Annotated in this window: 21 protein-coding genes and 1 pseudogene; 13 read left to right on the plus strand and 9 right to left on the minus strand. The window is 37.9% G+C overall.

The window, feature by feature from the left end:
• Positions 1-63 precede the first annotated feature (63 nt).
• Positions 64-420 carry a DoxX family protein gene (locus BUL40_RS14465; protein ID WP_080319833.1) on the plus strand — a complete coding sequence of 119 codons (357 nt, stop codon included), beginning with the start codon at positions 64-66 and terminating at the stop codon, positions 418-420.
• A 3-nt stretch (positions 421-423) separates the two neighbouring features.
• Positions 424-1,062: an MOSC domain-containing protein gene (locus BUL40_RS14470; RefSeq protein WP_080319834.1), complete on the plus strand. Its 639-nt coding sequence runs from the start codon at positions 424-426 to the stop codon at positions 1,060-1,062.
• A 79-nt stretch (positions 1,063-1,141) separates the two neighbouring features.
• On the opposite strand, the gene BUL40_RS14475 is transcribed toward BUL40_RS14470, so the two are convergent.
• Positions 1,142-1,513: a hypothetical protein gene (locus tag BUL40_RS14475; protein ID WP_010519916.1), complete on the minus strand. Its 372-nt coding sequence runs from the start codon at positions 1,511-1,513 to the stop codon at positions 1,142-1,144.
• Between the two features lie 207 nt (positions 1,514-1,720).
• Between BUL40_RS14475 and BUL40_RS14480 the strand changes: the two genes are divergently transcribed.
• The 3 genes from BUL40_RS14480 to BUL40_RS14490 are packed head-to-tail and all read left to right on the plus strand — an operon-like array spanning position 1,721 to position 3,527.
• A complete protein-coding gene (locus tag BUL40_RS14480) occupies positions 1,721-2,602 on the plus strand; it encodes an AraC family transcriptional regulator (protein ID WP_010519915.1) in 882 nt (293 codons plus the stop codon).
• Positions 2,603-2,604: 2 nt separating this feature from the next.
• Positions 2,605-3,198, plus strand: a complete 594-nt coding sequence (locus BUL40_RS14485; RefSeq protein WP_080319835.1) for an alpha-ketoglutarate-dependent dioxygenase AlkB family protein — start codon at positions 2,605-2,607, stop codon at positions 3,196-3,198.
• 50 nt (positions 3,199-3,248) lie between these two features.
• Entirely contained in the window at positions 3,249-3,527 is a 279-nt protein-coding gene (locus BUL40_RS14490; protein ID WP_080319836.1) for a TIGR03643 family protein, read from the plus strand.
• Between the two features lie 3 nt (positions 3,528-3,530).
• Here BUL40_RS14490 and BUL40_RS14495 read toward each other — a convergent pair whose 3' ends face one another.
• On the minus strand, positions 3,531-4,307 hold the full coding sequence (locus tag BUL40_RS14495; protein WP_080319837.1) for a S1/P1 nuclease: 777 nt from the start codon (positions 4,305-4,307) through the stop codon (positions 3,531-3,533).
• 110 nt (positions 4,308-4,417) lie between these two features.
• On the opposite strand from BUL40_RS14495, the gene BUL40_RS14500 reads away from it, so the two are divergent.
• From BUL40_RS14500 to BUL40_RS14535, 8 genes are all read left to right on the plus strand, one after another.
• Positions 4,418-6,643, plus strand: coding sequence for a transglycosylase domain-containing protein (locus BUL40_RS14500; RefSeq protein ID WP_244901883.1), 2,226 nt, complete (start codon positions 4,418-4,420; stop codon positions 6,641-6,643).
• A gap of 43 nt (positions 6,644-6,686) precedes the next feature.
• Positions 6,687-7,556: an SPFH domain-containing protein gene (locus BUL40_RS14505; protein WP_080319839.1), complete on the plus strand. Its 870-nt coding sequence runs from the start codon at positions 6,687-6,689 to the stop codon at positions 7,554-7,556.
• Positions 7,557-7,558: 2 nt separating this feature from the next.
• The gene (locus tag BUL40_RS14510) at positions 7,559-7,717 is read left to right on the plus strand and encodes a DUF4177 domain-containing protein (RefSeq protein ID WP_080319840.1); all 159 of its coding nucleotides are present in this window, start codon (positions 7,559-7,561) and stop codon (positions 7,715-7,717) included.
• Positions 7,714-8,640: an alpha/beta hydrolase gene (locus BUL40_RS14515; RefSeq protein WP_080319841.1), complete on the plus strand. Its 927-nt coding sequence runs from the start codon at positions 7,714-7,716 to the stop codon at positions 8,638-8,640. Before BUL40_RS14510 ends, BUL40_RS14515 begins: the two co-directional genes overlap by 4 nt.
• Positions 8,633-8,794 (plus strand): Arc family DNA-binding protein, encoded by a 162-nt coding sequence (locus BUL40_RS14520; RefSeq protein ID WP_010519908.1) that lies wholly within the window; start codon positions 8,633-8,635, stop codon positions 8,792-8,794. The genes BUL40_RS14515 and BUL40_RS14520 overlap by 8 nt, the downstream gene beginning before the upstream one ends.
• Before the next feature lie 65 nt (positions 8,795-8,859).
• Complete coding sequence (locus tag BUL40_RS14525) at positions 8,860-11,058, plus strand: DUF5916 domain-containing protein (RefSeq protein ID WP_010519907.1); 2,199 nt, start codon at positions 8,860-8,862, stop codon at positions 11,056-11,058.
• 34 nt (positions 11,059-11,092) lie between these two features.
• Positions 11,093-12,355, plus strand: coding sequence for a DUF819 family protein (locus tag BUL40_RS14530; protein ID WP_080319842.1), 1,263 nt, complete (start codon positions 11,093-11,095; stop codon positions 12,353-12,355).
• A gap of 72 nt (positions 12,356-12,427) precedes the next feature.
• Positions 12,428-13,117 (plus strand): DUF4369 domain-containing protein, encoded by a 690-nt coding sequence (locus tag BUL40_RS14535; RefSeq protein ID WP_080319843.1) that lies wholly within the window; start codon positions 12,428-12,430, stop codon positions 13,115-13,117.
• Positions 13,118-13,130: 13 nt separating this feature from the next.
• Here BUL40_RS14535 and BUL40_RS14540 read toward each other — a convergent pair whose 3' ends face one another.
• The 7 genes and pseudogenes from BUL40_RS14540 to BUL40_RS14570 all read right to left on the minus strand — a co-directional run.
• Positions 13,131-13,403: a hypothetical protein gene (locus BUL40_RS14540; RefSeq protein WP_010519904.1), complete on the minus strand. Its 273-nt coding sequence runs from the start codon at positions 13,401-13,403 to the stop codon at positions 13,131-13,133.
• 28 nt (positions 13,404-13,431) lie between these two features.
• Entirely contained in the window at positions 13,432-14,394 is a 963-nt protein-coding gene (locus BUL40_RS14545) for a type I phosphomannose isomerase catalytic subunit (RefSeq protein ID WP_080319849.1), read from the minus strand.
• A gap of 62 nt (positions 14,395-14,456) precedes the next feature.
• Positions 14,457-14,864 (minus strand): 6-pyruvoyl trahydropterin synthase family protein, encoded by a 408-nt coding sequence (locus BUL40_RS14550; RefSeq protein WP_010519902.1) that lies wholly within the window; start codon positions 14,862-14,864, stop codon positions 14,457-14,459.
• Positions 14,848-15,384, minus strand: coding sequence for an isopentenyl-diphosphate Delta-isomerase (idi, locus tag BUL40_RS14555; RefSeq protein ID WP_080319844.1), 537 nt, complete (start codon positions 15,382-15,384; stop codon positions 14,848-14,850). Before idi ends, BUL40_RS14550 begins: the two co-directional genes overlap by 17 nt.
• Before the next feature lie 68 nt (positions 15,385-15,452).
• Complete coding sequence (locus BUL40_RS14560; RefSeq protein ID WP_080319845.1) at positions 15,453-16,403, minus strand: PorP/SprF family type IX secretion system membrane protein; 951 nt, start codon at positions 16,401-16,403, stop codon at positions 15,453-15,455.
• Positions 16,404-16,413: 10 nt separating this feature from the next.
• On the minus strand, positions 16,414-18,372 hold the full coding sequence (locus BUL40_RS14565; RefSeq protein WP_080319846.1) for an Ig-like domain-containing protein: 1,959 nt from the start codon (positions 18,370-18,372) through the stop codon (positions 16,414-16,416).
• A 75-nt stretch (positions 18,373-18,447) separates the two neighbouring features.
• Positions 18,448-20,184: pseudogene (locus BUL40_RS14570) on the minus strand (hypothetical protein); the annotation flags it as partial.

Raw genomic sequence — 20,184 nt, forward strand, 5'->3', positions numbered from 1 at the left:
AAAACCGTTTTGAATTGGTTCAAAACGGTTTTTTTATTTTCTATCTTTAGCAAAAACACAATTATGTTTTCAACCCCTTGGCATATTTATCTAATGGCGGCCATGTATATTTTTGGAGGTATTATGCATTTTATAAAACCAAAAGCCTACTTACGTATTATGCCAAGATACCTACCTGCCCATAAAGCGTTGGTGTTCTGGAGTGGTGTGGCAGAAGTTGTACTAGGTTTAATGCTGTGTTTTTCGTTTACCAAAGAGTTGGCCGTTTATGGTATCATAGCCATGCTAGCAGTTTTTCTTTTGGTTCATTTTTACATGCTTTCTGGCAAAAAACAAGCTGCCGGCATACCAAAATGGTTGTTAATTTTAAGATTGCCTTTGCAATTTGGCCTTATGTATTGGGCCTATTATTACCTTTAAAGCATGGAGATTGTTAGCACAAATTTAGGAGAAGCCAAAACTGTTGAGTGGAACGGTAAGAGTATACAAACAGGCATCTATAAATATCCCACACATGAGCCACTTTTATTAGAAAATACAGATGTTGCCAATGATGCCGTCATAGACCGTAAACACCATGGAGGCTTACATAAGGCTTGTTATGTATTTTCTACGGAACATTATCCTTTTTGGAAAGAAAAATACCCCAACCTAGATTGGCAATGGGGTATGTTTGGAGAAAATTTAACAGTGACCCAATTAGACGAAACCAAAACTTACATTGGTAACATCTATAATGTAGGCCAAGCCGTTGTACAAATATCCGAGCCCAGACAGCCATGTTTTAAACTAGGTATACGATTTAAGGACCAAAACATCATCAAAGAATTTTTATCCCATTCTGGTTCTGGCACGTATTTAAGAATTATAAAAAAAGGAATTGTAAAAGTGGGCGATGTTTTTGAACTTAAAGAAGAAGCTAACATCCCTTTAACCATTTATGATTATTACAGGTTGGCAACCAACCAAACCAAGAGCAAAACCATAATGGAACTGGCAAGCTTAAGTAAAGGATTAAGAGCAGACAAACAATTGTTCTACAAGAATAAATTGACAAAATAAAACCCCGGTACTGCTACCGGGGTTTCCACAAACTGAATAAATTAACTAAAAACTAAACTGCTTTGTACAGAACTGTAGCTTATTTTATTTCTACAGTTTCCTTGAAAGATTTTTTGTTTTCCGTTACAACTACGGTGTAATCGTTTTCAAAAGCGTTCTCAAAGTTGAATGCCTTTTCAATAACCAATTTACCTTCCAAAATTTCTTTATATACTACTCTACCTTCGTTATCGTAGATTCTTATCGTTACATCTTTCTGCTCTAAGTTTAAAAGGCTTACCAATAATTTGTCTCCTTTTTTCTTAAATATAGGGTCTAGCTCTACAGCCATGATGTTCTTTTCTACCTCGTTAACTTTTTTGCCAAAAGTCTTTTCAGGTCCGTTAGCCATTGTTGCCACTGTTACAAATAATAAGGCTACTGCTACTGCGTTTTTCAAAATTGCTTTCATAACTACTTCGTTTTTATGATTAGTAAAAAACTTACACTGCAAACATACGTCGGCTTACCCATGCCACTCTACTACAGAATTTTCCAATATCTATACTATTTTACCCTACAAACAATGTTAATTTAATGTAAACGGTAATTTTCCATAGTTTTGTGTTAAATTTGTACAGTATTAGTAAAACAGGCGTTTAAATTGAAGATAGATAGGATGATGGAACCCTTTAAACAAAAACCAGCTTTTGAAGCTATAGAACCAAATTTTGGTTACTCTTTTACATATAATAAATACGATGAGTACAACCTTAACCATTACACTTCTTGGCATTACCACCCAGAATTAGAACTGGTCTATATAAACGGTGGCTCAGGAAAAAGACAAATAGGCAGCCATGTATCTTATTTTAGGGATGGGGATTTAATCCTAATTGGCAGTAACCTGCCTCATTGTGGTTTTACGGATAAACTTACCGGTAACAAAAGTGAAACGGTGATACAAATGAAAAAAAACTTCCTAGGAACGGAGTTTTTTAATATTCCGGAAATGAAACGGGTTAAAAACCTGTTGGACATTTGCAAAAGTGGAATTGCTTTTTACGGCAAGACAAAAACTAAAATTGGTGAAAAAATAGAAATACTAGAGTACCAGACCGATTTTCAACGCCTCCTTTCCATATTAAACATCTTAAATGAGCTGGGCAGTTCTGAAGAATACAAAGTACTAAATGCAGATGGTTTTACCATGCAGTCAGAAGTAAAGGACAATGACCGCATCAACATCGTCTTTAATTTTGTAAAAATGAATTTTAAAGAAGAAATAAAATTGGAGCAGATTGCAGACATGGTAAGCATGACGGTACCTTCTTTTTGTCGCTACTTTAAAAAAATAACAAATAAAACGTTTACCCAGTTTGTAAACGAATATAGATTGGTGCACGCCTCTAAACTACTTGCAGAACAACCTATAAGTATTACAGAGGTTTGTTATGAGAGTGGTTTTAACAACTTTTCCCATTTTAATAAATCGTTTAAAGCGTTTACTGGGCAAAATCCTTCGGAATACAGAAATGAATTAAAAGCGGTTTTACAATAAAATTGGCACAACTAGAATCCATAGTTTTAGATTTACCGCAGGCAGAAGTTGTTTACTTTCCAAATTTTTATGATTTAGAAACGGCCAATTCTATTTTTAATCGTCTTAAAACAGAAACACCATGGCAGCAAGACAAGATTACTGTTTTTGGCAAAACGTATGACCAACCCAGATTAACGGCTCTTTATGGCAACAACGGTAAATCTTATACCTATTCCAATATTACCATGCAGCCGCATCCTTTTTCTGCTCTATTAAAAAAGATAAAAACCAAAACGGAGGAAACAACCAAAACCAGTTTTACAACGTGTTTGCTTAATCTTTATCGCTTTGGAAAAGATAGCAATGGTTGGCACGCAGACAATGAAAAAGAATTGGGTACAAACCCAATAATTGCTTCGTTAAGTTTTGGTGCTCCCAGAGCTTTTCATTTTAAAAACAAGGAGAACAAACATCTAAAACATAAAATGATATTGGAAAACGGTAGTTTATTGTTAATGAAAGGCACTACCCAACATCATTGGCTACACCAAATACCCAAAACGGCCAAACCAATTGGCCCGCGTATAAATCTTACCTTTAGGACTATAAGGTAATAACATTAAACAAAATTGACCTTGCATCAAGGCTACTATACCTTTACGGTATGCAAAAAAAATTTACGGAAAGAGAATTAGACCGAATTATAGAAATGGCCTGGGAAGACCGCACCCCTTTTGAAGCTATTACATTTCAATTTGGTATTTCTGAACAAGAAACCATAGAAATAATGCGCAAACATATGAAAGCTAGCAGCTTTAGAATGTGGCGAAAGAGGGTACAAGGTAGAAAAACCAAGCATGCCAAATTACGGGATAACGGTACAGACCGGTTTAAGTGTTCTAGACAAAGACATATAAGTGGCAATAAAATTGCCAAACGCTAAGGCTTATTTAAACAACTCGTTTAATACTTTGGCCAAACGCAAGCCTCCTTTTTTTAATTGGCTAAACAACAAAGGATTATTTTCATAGCTGTAACGGTAGCTTAATTTCTCACCTACTTTGGCAGAGTCATAAAGTTTGTCCGCTAAAACATGTGACTCTTCTAACCAATTGGTTACCGCTCCTACTTGTATTTGTAGCCTCTCTTGTTTTGTAATACTCTGTAGTAATTCATTGCCCAATTCTTCATAGCTCATTCCATAGCTTTCTATCATATTGGTATCCCAAACCCGATGCAGATTGCTACCATCATTAAACCACCTTACCTGTATATCGTTTCCTCCCTTATCTTCTCCCCTACCAACATGCAGTGGTTGGTGTAAATCTCCAATTAAATGAACTAGCAATTTTAAGTGAAATATTTTATCATTTTTACTGCTGTTAGCATCCTTGATTACGGCTTGGCAGGTAGCTATAGCTGTTACAATGTCTCCATGTTCGCTCTTCTTGGAATCTTTGTATAGAGTGCCCAATGGATAATTTACGTAATGCCAAGGAGAATATTCAGAAAAGCTTCTGTCGGATTTTATTTCATCTGCATAAGTAGATACAAACGCCAAGCTGTGACCATCTAGCAACTTTTGAATTTTCTTTCTAGCTTTTTTAGTTAAATGCTGTTCCGCAATATGGCCAGTTACCCTATGTCCTTTTTTACCCCAAACCAAATTAGCGCTTGCAACCGTATGTACTAATAGAACTACAAAAAAAATGTAATGCTTCATCACCTTAAAAAATTTTGGGCAAATTTAGCATTGCTTCTAAACCAATTGTTAAATACCAAATAGTTTTAACCTTTTATTATCATCTTACCATAATGGAGAAAAAATTGTTTTTGCAGAAATTAAATAAAAAAAAGGTAGTAAAAATAGTGGCTATTAGCGCAGGCATACTAATAGTACTACCCCTAATATTTATTCTCCTTGTAAACTTTGGAGCGTTTGGTAAACTCCCTACAAAAGAAGCATTAGCAAATATTGAACACCAACGAGCTTCTGAAATCTATTCGGCAGATAGTATTTTAATAGGCAAGTTCTACTTAAACGATAGGCAGCCCATTCCTTTTAAGAACATGCCAAAAAACTTAAAAGAAGCCCTTATTGCAATAGAAGACGAGCGTTTTTATGACCATTCTGGAACCGATTTAAAAAGCATGTTTCGTGTTGCTTTAAAAAGCGTGTTGTTGGGCGATGAAAGCTCTGGTGGTGGTAGTACTATTACCCAACAGTTGGCCAAAAACCTATATCCCAGAAGAGAACGAAGCAATAACAACCTTGTTATAAATAAGGTAAAAGAAATGCTTATGGCTAATAGAATTGAGACTATCTACACAAAAGACGAAATTCTAGCTCTGTACCTGAACACCGTTTCTTTTGGTGACAACACCTATGGGATAGAAGCAGCTTCGCGTAAGTTTTTTAATACTGGTACAGACTCATTAAAAACTGAACAAGCTGCGGTTTTGGTTGGTATGCTTAAGGCAACATATGGGTACAACCCCAGGGTTTTTCCAGAAAAAAGCCGGGTTAGAAGAAATTTGGTACTGTACAACATGTACCGTAATGGTTTTATTTCTGAACAGGAAAAAGACAGTTTAACAGCCCTAAAATTAAAATTGAATTATAGAGATTACGATCATAACAATGGCCTAGCTCCTTACTTTAGAGAGGCCGTAAGAAAAGAACTTTTACCATGGTGCCAAGAAAATGAAGTAAACCTCTACACAGACGGACTTAAGATTTACACCACGTTAAATTATGAACTACAGCAGTTGGCAGAAAAAAATATGCTGTCTCACCTAGAAAACCTACAAATACAATTTGAAAAGGGACACGGAAGTAATGCACCATGGCTCAGCAACCCAAACTTGATTAAAAAAATAGCTAAACAAACCCTTTCTTATAAAAAATTGAAAAAAGCGGGTCTAAAGGAACATCAGATTTGGGACAGTCTCAGTGTAAAAAGACCCATGAACTTACCTAGTTATATAGAGGATAAAGAAGTAAACGCAAGTACTTTAGACAGCATAGCACACTTTATAAAATTCTTAAATGTGGGTAGCCTAAGCGTGGACCCCAATAATGGGGCTATTAGAAGTTGGATTGGTGGTGTTAACTACAATTATTTTAAGTATGACCATGTAAACCAAAGTAAAAGACAAGTAGGCTCTACCTTTAAGCCTATAGTTTATTTAGCTGCGTTGGAGCAAGGGGTACAACCTTGTGATTATTTTTCGGCAAGAGAGGTAGAATATGAAAACTTAAAGGGATGGTCTCCAAGTAACTCAGGAGATAAAGACGAGGCTTATTTAAATTATAGCATGGAAGAAGCCCTCACAAATTCCGTAAATACAGTAACCGTAAAAATTCTAGAAAAAACAGGCATAAACAACGTAATAGAACAGGCAAAAAAAATGGGAATTGCTACAGAATTACCAAAAGAACCAGCAATTGCCCTAGGTGCAGGAGAAATAAAATTGATAGAAATGGCTAAAGCATATAGTTCTATAGCCAATTATGGCAAGGTTAGTCAACCCTATTTTATACAGAATATAAGTTCAGTTAACGATAGTTTATTGTATACCCACAAAAAAGAAACTACAACTAGAACAAGCCTCTCCCAAGAAAATGCGGCTATAATTATAAATATGATGCAATCTGTAGTAGACCGTGGTACCGCGGCTAGAATTAGAAATACATATGGTTTATCTAATGACATTGCCGGAAAAACTGGAACCACGCAAAACAATAAAGATGCTTGGTTTGCTGCCATTACCCCTAAATTGGTACATATTACTTGGGTTGGCCTAGACCAGCACGAAATTGGTTTTAGTTCTACTGCTATTGGGCAAGGAGCCAATGCGGCGCTACCTGTTTTTGCCAAACTATATAAAGACATGAACGGCAAACCAGAATTTGATAGTATTACCAAGGCAAAATTTAAACCGCTTTCTACTGCACTGACCAACAAATTAAGCTGTGATCCGATAAAAAGAGATGGCTTTTTAAAACGGCTGTTTACCAACCCCAATAAGAAGAAAAAGAAAAAATTCCAGGATTAAATATTTTTAATATATTTATGATATCATTTTAATATCATATATCATGAATCAATTAACCAACGAAAAAACCACTACTCCAATAAACGGGTACTTAATGTTGTTTTTAGCTGTTATACTAATTGCAGGGGGCACTTTTTTACTTTTTAACGGCGGTTCCCTACTATTAGTTTTAGCAATATTTATAGGCCTATTCCTGGCATTTGGTCTAGTCCTGGTAAACCCAAATAGTTCAAGGGTACTTCTCCTTTTTGGAAAATATGTGGGTACTATAAAGTCTAATGGCCTTTTTTGGGTACTCCCTTTTTATTCCAAGAAAAAAATATCCTTGCGTGCCAGTAATTTTGATAGTGAGCGCTTAAAAGTAAATGATAAGCTAGGCAACCCAATTATGATTAGCACCATTCTTGTTTGGAAGGTTACGGACACCTATAAAGCTGCTTTTGATGTTGATGATTATAAAAATTTTGTGCGCGTACAAACAGATGCAGCCGTTAGAAAATTGGCTAGTATGTACCCTTATGATAATTTTGCGGACGAAGGAATTGAAGAAGATGTAACACTAAGGTCTAGTGTTAATGAAGTAAGTGAGGCGTTAGAAAAAGAAATTCAAGACCGTTTAGAAATGGCTGGTATAAAGGTTTTAGAGGCAAGAATTGGTTATTTGGCTTATGCACAAGAAATCGCCAATGCCATGCTTAAAAGACAACAGGCCACGGCCATAGTTGCAGCAAGGCATAAAATTGTAGAAGGTGCGGTTAGTATGGTAGAAATGGCGTTAGAAGAACTAAGCAAAAAAGAATTGGTAGCTTTAGACGAAGAAAGAAAAGCTGCAATGGTAAGTAATTTAATGGTAGTACTCTGCTCTGATAAAGACGCTTCACCAGTGGTTAACGCCGGCACCTTAAACCATTAAGAATGAAAGAATACAAAGTAGTACAATTTAAATATGGATTAACCAATAACAACCAAAAATTGGAAGACTTGCTAAATAGCCATGCCCAGCAAGGCTGGGAAGTAAAACAATATCTAGAGCAGTCTTCAAAAATAATTTTTGAACGAAATAAGAATAGATGAAAAAGCTAATTTTACTAGTATTCTTTTTCGCATTTAATAGTAAGGCACAGGTAATAATAGAACCGTTTACGGTGTACCACGATTCTATTAAACTTTCTGGAATTTTATCATACCCAGAAAGCAAAAAGCCATTGCCTTTGGCCCTATTTATTGCGGGTTCTGGACCAATAGATAGGGATGGAAACTACAAGCCCATGATACATGCAGACTATGCGAAACAATTGGCCGATAGTCTAAACCAAAGAGGAATTGCATTTTTAAGATTTGATAAACGTACTTTTTCTAAACAAAATATACGTTTGCAACCTAATATTGGTTTTGAAGATTTGGTTGCAGATGTTGCCACTATACTCAAAGCTTTTGAAAAAGACAATCGCTTTAAGGGCTATCATTTAATAGGCCACAGCCAAGGTTCACTAATAGCGATGCTACAAAAACATAAGAAACTAAAAAGTTTTATTTCTTTATCTGGCCCCGCAAGGCCTATGGATGCTATTCTAATTACACAAATAACACAACAGAGCAAAGAATTAGCGGCAATAGCAAAAACCCATATTGAAGAGTTACAACAAACAGATACCATAAAAGAAGTCAATCCTTTGCTACTATCCTTATTTGCGCCTCAAAACCAAAAGTTCATAAAATCATGGATGGCCTTTGACCCACAAGAAGAAATAAAAAAAGTAAACCTCCCTACACTTATTTTAAATGGCGACTTAGACATTCAAGTACCAGTAGAAGAGGCAAAACTGTTAAAGGCAGCGCAACCTAAGGCAACACTCTTACTTTTAGAAAATACAACTCACACTTTAAAAGAGGTTACTAGAGCGCATCAACAACTTGCAACTTATACGGACCCTAAATACCCTTTATCCAATAATTTGGTTTTAGCATTGGAAAAATTTATAAAGTCGAATGAGTAAGAAAAAAGGATTTGCCCTACGGTTAAACGAAGATATGCTCAAGGCTATTGAAAAATGGGCTGCAGACGAGTTTAGGAGTACCAATGGACAAATTGAATGGATGTTGATGAAAGCGCTCAAAGAGGCCAAAAGAGCACCAAAAAAAGACGATTAGCGTTATTTAGCATTTATTTAACAGCTCAAAACGTTAATTTCGGAGTGCTAATTCAAATGACTATCATGGCCAAACTACTTGCCACGGGCATACTTATGTCCTTGTTTCAACTTACGTTGGCACAGACCAATCCTAAAAATTTCACGGTTAAATTTACAGACCTACCCGTAAAACTAGACGGAATCTTGGACGAACCAGAATGGGAGCATGCAGACGGACCTAACGGATTTCACCAATACTTTCCATCAGATAGCACATTAGCCCAAAAAGAAACCGAAATTAAAATGCTTTATGACGCCACCACGTTATACATTGCGGTAAAGGGTTACAGTGTTGGAAAAAATTACCTTACCCGTTCGCTACAACGCGATTTTAGAGGTGGTGGCATAGACCAAATAAGTCTTGTATTTGACACTTTCAATGATGGTACCAATGCATTTTTGTTTGGTATGAACCCTTTTGGTGTACGCCGTGAGGCGTTAATTGCCAATGGTGGAACAGATAGGGATGATTTTACCACCTCATGGGACGTTAAGTGGAGGGGTGAGTCTAAAATATATGATGATTATTTTGTCTCCGAGATAGCTATACCCCTAACTTCTTTTAAGTTTCGTGAAGGTGAGACCAAATGGAGGTTTAATTGTTATCGTCTAGATATGCAGGCCAATGAACGCTCTACTTGGGTTAAAATCCCTCAAAACCAATTAATTTTTAACCTCGCTTTTATGGGCGATATGCGTTTTGAAAAACCATTGGGAAAATCTAGGACACCTTTGGCCATTATTCCCTATACCAACGGTATTTTGGCCAAAGACTATGAAGAAAATGATAACTTGAATAATTTTAAGGTAGGTGCGGATGCTAAAATTTCTATTGGAAATAGTTTAAACCTAGACTTAACCGTTAATCCAGATTTTTCTACGGTAGAAGTAGATAATTTTATAACCAATCTAACCCGTTTTGAAGTTGCACTACCAGAACGAAGGCAGTTTTTTATAGATAACAATGATTTATTCGGAAGTTTTGGTGGGTCTAGAGATGCCAATCCATTTTTTAGTAGAAGAATAGGCATAGCTAAAGATACAGCAGACAACACCATAGAAAACAGAATACTTGGCGGTCTCCGATTAAGTGGTAAAATCAACAAAAATTTGAGATTAGGATTTTTGAACATCCAGACCGAGGAAGATTCAGAAAACGAAATAGCATCCAACAACAATATGATGCTGGCCTTACAACACAGAATGTTTGCCCGTTCTAATTTAGGGTTCTTTTTTATCAATAGACAAGCCATTAACCCGGGCGATTATTTAGAAGAGGATGAAACTTTTAACCGGGTTGTGGGCATTGATTACAATTTAGCAACTGCAGACAATAGTTGGCTTGGTAAGTTTTATGCGCATAAATCGTTTCAACCAGATGATTCTGAAGGAAATTATTCCCTAGGAGCCTTTTTTGGAAAAAACACGAAGTATTTTTCCGCTTTTATAGATGCCGTATCCGTAGACGAAGAATTTGAGTCTGACCTTGGTTTTATAAGAAGAACCGATATTTTTAAGGTGGCACAAATATTAGAAGGAAGGTTCTGGCCTAAAAAAGGTAAAATTAACCGGTGGGAAACCCAACTGTTCAATGTGGTTACTTGGAGACCTGGTCTAGACTGGTTGTATTCTGACTATAACATTAATTGGGAACTTACGGCAGAGTTTAAATCTTTGGAAAGATTACAGGGTAGGTTACAAAAACGCTTTGTGTACCTAACAGATTCTTTTGACCCTTCCGGAAAAGATAATGCCGTTGAATTACCGGCCAATACAAGCTATCATTTCAACCGGGTAGAGTTGGAATTCCAATCCGATCAACGCCGTTTTTTTTCTTATGCCTTGGAACCTAGCTATGGCCAATTCTTTAATGGAAACCGCTTGTCCCTAGAGGGTAGGTTTAGCCTGCGTTTTCAACCAAAAGTAGAATTAGGCCTTAATCTTCAGTATGATAACATTTCGTTACCCGCCCCTTATTCTAGTGCGGATATTTGGCTAATTAGCCCAAGGGCAACGGTTACCTTTAGCAAATCTGTTTTTTGGTCTACTCTGGTACAGTATAGCAACCAACGAGACAATTTAGGTATAAACTCTAGGTTGCAATGGCGTTTTGCTCCATTATCAGATTTATTTCTGGTTTATAACGATAATTATTTTGTAGATGTTTTTGCACCTAGATTTAGATCCATAAATTTAAAGTTTACCTACTGGCTTAATATTTAATCTATTTAAGTTCTATTAATACAACCAACTATATATGGACCAACTTCCGTTAACGGATGATACCGTTATTTTTGGCCTTTTGGCGCTCTGCCTAGGTTTTGTTTTTTACACCTCTAATTTAGAGCATAAGTTCTGGAAAAAGTTCTACACCTTTGTACCTACCGTACTTATGTGTTACCTATTACCTGCTATTTTTGCGAGCAGCGGGTTAATTTCAGAAGAGGCTTCTAATCTGTATTTTATTGCAAGTAGATACCTACTCCCTGCGGCTTTGGTATTATTGACATTGAGCATTGATCTTAAGGCAATTGCCAATCTAGGTTCAAAGGCATTAATCATGTTTTTTACGGGTAGCCTTGGCATCATCATTGGCGGACCAATTGCAATTTTAATTGTATCTATTTTTTCGCCAGAGACGGTTGGCGGCGCCGGGTTTGATGCCGTCTGGCGCGGATTGACAACTATAGCAGGCAGTTGGATTGGTGGTGGCGCAAACCAAGCCGCAATGCTAGAGGTTTTCCAGTACAATCAAGAAAAATATGGCGGTATGGTCTTAATAGATATAGTAGTAGCCAACATTTGGATGGCTATTATTTTGTTTGGTGTTGGTAAGACCAAAACTATAGATAAATGGTTAAAAGCAGATACCCGTTCTATAGAAACACTAAAAGAAAAGGTTAAAACCTATACCGATAAAATAACCCGTGTACCCACCACCAAAGATTACATTATGCTATTATTCTTTGCCTTTGTGGGTGTAGGCCTTGCACACTTATTAGGACATCATTTTGCCACTTTTTTAGAAAACAATTTTGAAGCGGTTAGCAATAAAGACAAAATCCTATCTTCTTTAGGGTCCAAATTTTTATGGATGGTCGTTTTTGCAACAGCCTTTGGTATTGCTTTGTCTTTTACCAAAGCCAAAACCTATGAAGGTGCAGGCGCCAGCAAAATAGGAGGTTTGTTTATCTATATTCTAGTAGCCACCATTGGTATGAAAATGGATTTAGGTAAGGTTCTAGAAAACCCGGGATTGATTGCAATTGGTTTAATATGGATTACCATACATGCATTATTATTAATTATTGTGGCAAAGTTAATTAAAGCCCCTTACTTTTTCTTGGCTGTAGGTAGCCAGGCAAATGTTGGTGGAGCGGCCTCTGCCCCAGTAGTTGCCGCAGAATTTCATCCCTCTTTAACCTCGGTGGGTATCTTGTTGGCCGTATTTGGTTACGTTGTGGGTACAGCGGGAGCTTATTTATGTGGATTGTTAATGGAAGTATCTGCTAGTTTATAATGTTAATATTTTTTTAAAACCTAACTTTTAAAAATAGATATTATTAAGATATTTGCCATTCAATTTTGGATAATGAAAAAGATATTTTTTACGATTGGTTTAGCCACTTTACTTGTTGCATGTGGTGGTAATTCTGAAAATACCATGCACCTAACCGGGTCTATTAAAGGACTTAAAAAAGGAAAACTCTACTTACAAAAGCTGGCAGATACCACATTGGCCACGGTAGATTCTATTAGCTTTAATGGTGACGGCTCTTTTGAAATGACATACGAATTGGAAGATCCTGAATTGTTCTGGCTGCATTTAGATCGTGCGGACAATAATGATTATAATGATCGTTTGGCTTTTTTTGGTGAGGCAGGTGAAATAACAATCAATACCACTTGGGACGAATTTGATAAAAAAGCAAAGATTACTGGATCAAAAAGTCATGAAGAGTACAAAGAGTACCAAGAAATGATTTCGCAATTCAATAAAAAAGATTTAGAAATAAACCATTTGGCCATAACGGACAGTACTAAATTAGATTCTTTGCGTACGGTTGCACAAAGAAATTATTTAAGAAGGTATGGTTATATTCTAAACTATGGTCTAACCCACCCTAATAGTTATGTAACACCTTATGTAACCTTGTATGATGGTGCAGAGGCCAATCCAAAATACTTAGATAGTGTTTATAACAATTTGTCTAAAGAGGTAGCAGCCTCAAAGTACGGTAAAGCCTTATCTGAGCATATTAAAACAGTAAAATCTGAATAAAAAAATGGCCCTATTACTGGGCCATTTCATTTAGGTTTTCAATCAACTCTACCGCTTTTTGCTCTAGCTGATTTTTTATATCCTTAAAGTGAAGTTTTTTATTCGCTACTTCTTTTTGATGCACTTTCTCCATTAACTCATCAAAATACGCTATAGCCTTGTCTATTAGTAAAGAGCCTTCTTCTGAATTTATATTTCCAGTCTCCGCTTCCCACTGATAAACGGCATCAATAATATCTCCTAATACGTAGTTGATATCCTTTTTTAAATCTCTAACGCTTGCCATTTTTTCTAATTTTGAGCAAATGTACGCACTAAATAGTTACCTCTAACAACTTTACGCCTTTTGTAGCTATACTCACAGATTTAGAAACGGCCGGCACTAAAATTGTTTCCCCTTTTTGTAAGTGAACGTCTCCATAATCATTGGCAACTACCGCGCTGCCTTCTACACACATATAAATGGTAAAAGAATCTCTGTTGCTAGTATCTTGAGTAAGGTCTGTGGTTAAGTCTAAAATATTGGTTTTAAAATAAGGACAGTCTACCATTTGGTTTACCTGATCTTTAGCAAAGCTATAATTAACCTTAAAATCGTCTTTCTTTTTATAATCTATGGCATCTAAGGCCAGCTCCGTATGTAATTCTCTTAGATTACCTTCTTTATCTTTTCTATTAAAATCAAAAACACGGTATGTTATATCAGACGTTTGCTGAATTTCCGCAAGCATTACACCAGCCCCTATTGCATGTATTTTACCTGTATTTATAAAAAAAGTATCGCCAGAAGTCACTTCTTCATAGTTAAGTAAATCTAAAAGTGTGTTTTCTTCTAGACTTTTTTTGTACTCCTCCTTTTCAACATCTTTATTAAAGCCAACGATTAGTTTTGATCCAGGATCGGCATCCATTATGTACCACATCTCGGTTTTTCCAAAAGAATCATGGCGCTCCTTTGCCAAATCGTCATGTGGGTGTAATTGTATGGATAAATCTTGTTTGGCATCTATAAACTTAATTAAGATTGGAAACTCATTTCCAAAGCGCGCTATAACACTTTCTCCTAACAAAGACGGTCCATATTCATCAATCAAGGCCTGTAAAGATGTTCCTTTAAGTTCGCCATTAGATACAATAGAAACGTCTCCTTTTACTGCAGATAGTTCCCAACTTTCACCTGTAGTATCGGTTTCACTAGGTTTATTAAAAAGATGCTTCAATTTTTCTCCGCCCCATAAACGGTCTTTCATTATGGGATTAAACTTTAACGGGTACAAGTTCATTTTGTATTATTTTTCTTACTTTTTAACGTTTAACTTATAGATTAAGTATGTGCAGTTTAACCCGAGTATGTTACAAAGTTTCGTGGTGTTTCAAATAATTGTATTTCCAATTCTTTATCAGGAGCTAAATGGGGTCTAATTCTATTAAAAATAACAACAGCTATATTTTCGGCAGTTGGATTTAAATCCTTAAAATCAGGTACATCCAAATTAAGGTTTTTATGGTCCATATACTCCGTAACCTCCTTTTTAATAAGGTCTTTAAGCACTTTCATATCCATTACGTAGCCGGTCTCTGGGTCTATTTCTCCAGTAACACTTACAATTAGATCGTAATTATGACCATGAAAACTAGGATTATTGCATTTGCCGAACGTTTCTTGGTTTTTTTGGCTAGACCAGTCTGGTCTAAACAAACGATGGGCCGCATTAAACTGTTCTTTTCTACTAACTTTTACTCTCATGCAATTCTAACATTAAGTGATCGTAAAACTTTTCAAAAATAATCTTGAACCAAGCAGTATAACTAGAAGGGTTGTTGGCAATATCTTCTTTTATGGCCTCGGGCCGCATCCATTTCCAACTTTGCACTTCTTCTGGGTTTATATTCGGTTCATCTTCAAAGTAACCTATCATAACATGATCATATTCATGTTCCGTAAGCCCATTATCAAATGGAGCTTTATATACAAAAGATAAAACTTCCTTAAGTTCGGTAACAAACCCCATTTCTTCCATTAACCTGCGTTTTCCTGCTTCAAGATTTGATTCTCCTTCACGTTGATGGCTACAACAGGTATTGGTCCATAAATTTGGTGTATGGTATTTATGAGCCGCACGTTGCTGCAACATAATTTCACCTTTACTGTTCATTACAAATACAGAAAAAGCCCGATGCAAAAGCGCCTTTTCATGGGCCTCCATTTTGGGCATTAGTCCTATTTGCTGGTCATTCTCATCGACCAAAATAACTTTCTCTTCCATGGTATAAAAATAATCCCTTTAGCGGACTATTAGGCCTAAAGAAGCATTAAAAATAAGAAAGTTGGATTCTAGAAGAAACGTGGCGACTTTAGATTACCTTCTGAGCGAATAAAATCGAATCTAAAAATCACCTCGAAAGAACCATCGTTAAAACTAGTGGCTCCCAAATCTGTAATTTCACGATCATACGCTAGACCTAAGAACATTTGTTCAGAAATATTGAAACCGAACATACCACTAAATGCGGCATCCCAACGGTAAGCTACACCACCAATAAACTTTTCATTGAACATAAAATTGGCAGACAAATCTACCTGCAATGGTGCCCCGTTAACCAATTTAGTCAACACGGCGGGCTTAAATTTCACATTAGAATTAAGGTCCCAAACGTAACCGGTTATCAAATAAAAATTCATTCGCTCTTTTGCCGTGGATAACGATGACTCATCAAAATGCTCTGTCTCTAAAAACCTTGGAACAGACAAACCTGCATAGAACTTATCTGTATGATAGTAAACCCCAGCACCAATGTTGGGAGAGAAACGATTATCTATATTATTCTGCAAAGAAGCATCTGAACCTTGGGCCGCGTCTTGGTTTAATTTATCAAAATCTATATTCAATAAATGTGCACTAGCCTTAAGGCCAAAGCTTAACCTACTCTCTAAATTTAATTCTATGGTATAGGAAAAATCACCGTCAAAATAGGTCTCGGTAGTAGGGCCAATTTTATCATTTACAATAGAAAAACCCAAGCCTACACCCCGATAACCAATAGGCGAATGAATATTTAAGGTTTGCGTTTCTGGTGCACCATCCAAACCAATCCATTGATTACGGTACAAGGCTGCCAAACTTAAATGCCCTCTAGAACCAGCATAAGCTGGATTTACACTCATGGTATTGTACATATATTGGGTGTACTGTGCATCTTGCTGTGCCGTTGCCGAGAAGCACCCCAACAACAGCGCAAAAAGTGCCAAACCTACATTAGTATAATTTAATATGTTTTTAAACATATGAATGCGTTTATCTATTGATGTATAAGTAACCGGACAATTGTTTCATATTACCTACGGTATCTTGATAATCTATTATGTAGAAATAAGTACCTACCGGTAATTTACGTTGTTGATCAATGGTTACCCTTCCTTCAGAGGTTCCATCAAACACGTTTCCGTTTGAATTGTATGCTTTTGTTTGAAATACCAATACACCCCAGCGATTGTAAATCTTAACCGTGTTATTAGGGAAATTTTCAATATTGGCGATTCGTAAAACATCATGAACACCGTCTCCATTTGGAGTAATAACGTTGAAAACCTCAATTTCTGCTTCGCTTTGCTCCAAATCTGGATCTAAATAGTTTGGAATACCATCCTCATCAGAATCATCATTTGCAAAATCACCATCTAAATCTAGGTCTTCATCGGCGGTTTCAATACCATCATCATCATCATCTGTATCTCTAAAATCTGGAATTCCGTCTTGGTCGGTATCTGGTAGATCTGCTAATGGATCATTGATATCGTCATTTACATCCGTGTCTATAGTTTCGTTACCCTCATACCCATCATTAAGACCATCATTATCTTTATCAGAATCTATCCAAACCACATCTGGAAGACCGTCTTGATCAAAATCATTACCTTCAATATTGTCTGGAACACCATCTCCATCCGCGTCTTCATCCACGTAATCTGGCAATCCATCCAAATCTGTATCTACAGGGATAACTCCCAGTACACCTTCACCCTCGTAAGCATCGTCTAAACCGTTATTGTTGGCATCTATACCGCTTGGGGTTATATAACCATCAGTTGTTTGCGCTTCTATATTATCTGGTATACCATCATCATCACTATCAATGTCTAAATAATCTGGAATACCATCATTATCCGTATCTGTGGGATTGGTGGCAGGATCATTATCACCATCTGTGTTTAAATCCTCAAAACTATCCAAAATACCATCGCCATCCGTGTCCAAAACAATTTGGTCACTTACTACAATAGTAATAGTTGCCGTACTACAATTTCCTAAGGCATCACAAACCGTATAGTCAAACATATCGGTACCGTCAAAATCAGGATTTGGCGTATAAGTAACCATATCATCAGACGGGTCATTTGGTGTACCGTTATCATTTACTGTTACAGTGCCATTTGTAGGATCGGTCACGGTAAACGTTCCTGAATCTGGCAAGTCATTATCATTTCCGGACCATGTAATTTGTATTGGTGTATCTTCCTCTGTTGTTACCAAGTCTGCAACGGTATCTACTATAGGTGTTACCGTTACGGTTACAGTTGCGGTACTACAGTCACCAAAACTATTACATAAGGTATAGTCAAATGTATCTTGTCCATTAAAATCCGGATTTGGCGTGTACGTAACAATGTCGTCCGTAGGGTCATTTGGTGTCCCATTCTCATCTACGGTTACGGAACCATTAGCTGGTTCTGTAAATGTTAGAACCCCCGTATCTGGCAATTCTGAATCGTTATCAAAAATTGGAATTTGAACAGCATCGTCCTCGTCTACAACCGCAACATCATCTTCTAAAATAGCCGCTTGATCCATACAGACTACCGTGAACCTTGGTAAAATAAAGCTATTGTTGGCTTTTGTTATAGTAGCCACGTAGCGTTCAACATCTTGAGTTGCCGTTACCATGGGTTGGGTACCGCTTACACTGGTATTGTTCCAATTAATTGTTGCATTGCTACTAACATTTTGGGAAACATCTAGAGTTACCTCATTATAGGGCGAATTGCAATTGGTTACTATAAAATATCCTGTAGCATTAGAACCGCACAGCGTACCATCATAGGTTGCAAAATAAACCCCAGGTTCTGTAACCTCATAAAAAGAATCCGTACCCAAAACGGTGTTCGTGTCCGAAGCCTCAAACCACCTAAAATTGTTTTGATCACTATCCGTAGGTGCTTGTAGTAAAAACTGAGCAGAAACACTGCCCATACCCATTATAAAAAGGAATATGGACAGGAGTTTTATTTTATGTAAAATGGACTTATCCAAAATTTGTGGAGCTTTAAATGATTATTTAACTACAAACACTACGTTGATTAACGAATTGTAATCTGCAGGTTGCCCAATAATCTCATAACTTAGAACACCATTAGCATCAATGCTCATAGTGGCCGTATTAAATACTGTAGGATCTGCATAGGTTACGTAGTAATAAAGCTCCGTAGCGGTATAAGTTGGCAAGGCAGCTGGTGCGCCAGCACTACCTACTGTTGGGCTACCGTACTGTGCCATATACTGCGCATGCAAGTCTATAGAGAATGTTCCATTTATAGAGGCATCTACAGCAATTGATGGCGGATAAAAAATTCTTGCCGCTTTAGATGTAATTGGAGCAATTGCTTGTATTACTTCTTCTACATTTGTTTCTGATGTTGGTGAAGCCTCACCACCCTCATCTACGTCAATTGGTGTTCTCAATAATACCTCATCATCATATTGATCATCAGAACCAATGTCTGTCAATGGAACATCTAGGTTACCCCCACCATCAGTAATCCTTAGGTTACCTCCAGATACGGTAAAACCAGTATTGTATTCATTTCCAATATTACTATCGGCATCATTTACATTTATGGTTACGTTGTTCCCCCCAGTAATAGCAATATAACCTGGGCTTCCATTTGTAGAAAGGGTTTGGTCATCCGTTGCTGGATCTCCTGCCGGACCCTGTGGGCCTTGTGGACCCTGAGGGCCAGTTGGACCTGTTGGGCCTGCAGGTCCTTGGGGACCTGTAGCTCCATCTTGTCCATCTTGACCAGGTTGGCCTTGAGGGCCCTGTGGACCTTGTGGACCTTGAGGACCTTGTGCACCCGTTGGGCCTGCAGGTCCTTGAGGACCTGTTGCTCCGTCTTGTCCATCTTGACCAGGTTGGCCTTGAGGACCCTGTGGGCCTTGAGGTCCTTGTGGTCCTTGTGGACCGGCTGGGCCTTGTGGACCGGCTGGACCCTGTGGGCCTACTGCACCGTCCGCGCCATCAGCACCTGCTGGACCTTGTGGACCCGCTGGACCCTGAGGACCTACCGCACCGTCCGCGCCATCAGCACCTGCTGGACCTTGTGGGCCGGCTGGGCCCTGAGGACCTACTGCACCGTCCGCGCCATCATTACCTGCTGGTCCTTGTGGACCGGCTGGACCCTGAGGACCTACCGCACCGTCCGCGCCATCAGCACCTGCTGGACCTTGTGGGCCGGCTGGACCCTGAGGACCTACCGCACCGTCTGCGCCATCATTACCTGCTGGTCCTTGTGGACCCGCTGGACCTTGAGCTCCTTGTGGACCTGTCAAATCTGAAGTGGTAAAGCTGGTGCCGTCCGTATAATTTAAAGTAAATGAACCGTCATTATTATCTACTGTGGAAGCAATTCCATTTCCATCTGCACCATCTGCGCCATCATTACCGGCTGGTCCTTGTGGACCGGCTGGACCCTGTGGGCCTACTGCACCGTCCGCGCCATCATTTCCTGCTGGTCCTTGTGGGCCTGCTGGACCTTGTGCGCCTTGAGGACCTGTCAAATCTGAAGTGGTAAAGCTGGTACCATCCGTATAATTTAAAGTGAACGTACCGTCATTATTATCTACTGTGGAAGCAATTCCGTTTCCATCTGCACCATTTGCACCGTCTGCACCCGCTGGACCTTGTGGACCGGCTGGACCTTGAGCGCCTTGAGGGCCTGTCAAATCTGAAGTGGTAAAGCTGGTACCATCCGTATAATTTAAAGTGAACGTACCGTCATTATTATCTACTGT

Origin of the sequence: Croceivirga radicis, assembly GCF_002072105.2 — a bacterium.
Taxonomy (GTDB): domain Bacteria; phylum Bacteroidota; class Bacteroidia; order Flavobacteriales; family Flavobacteriaceae; genus Croceivirga; species Croceivirga radicis.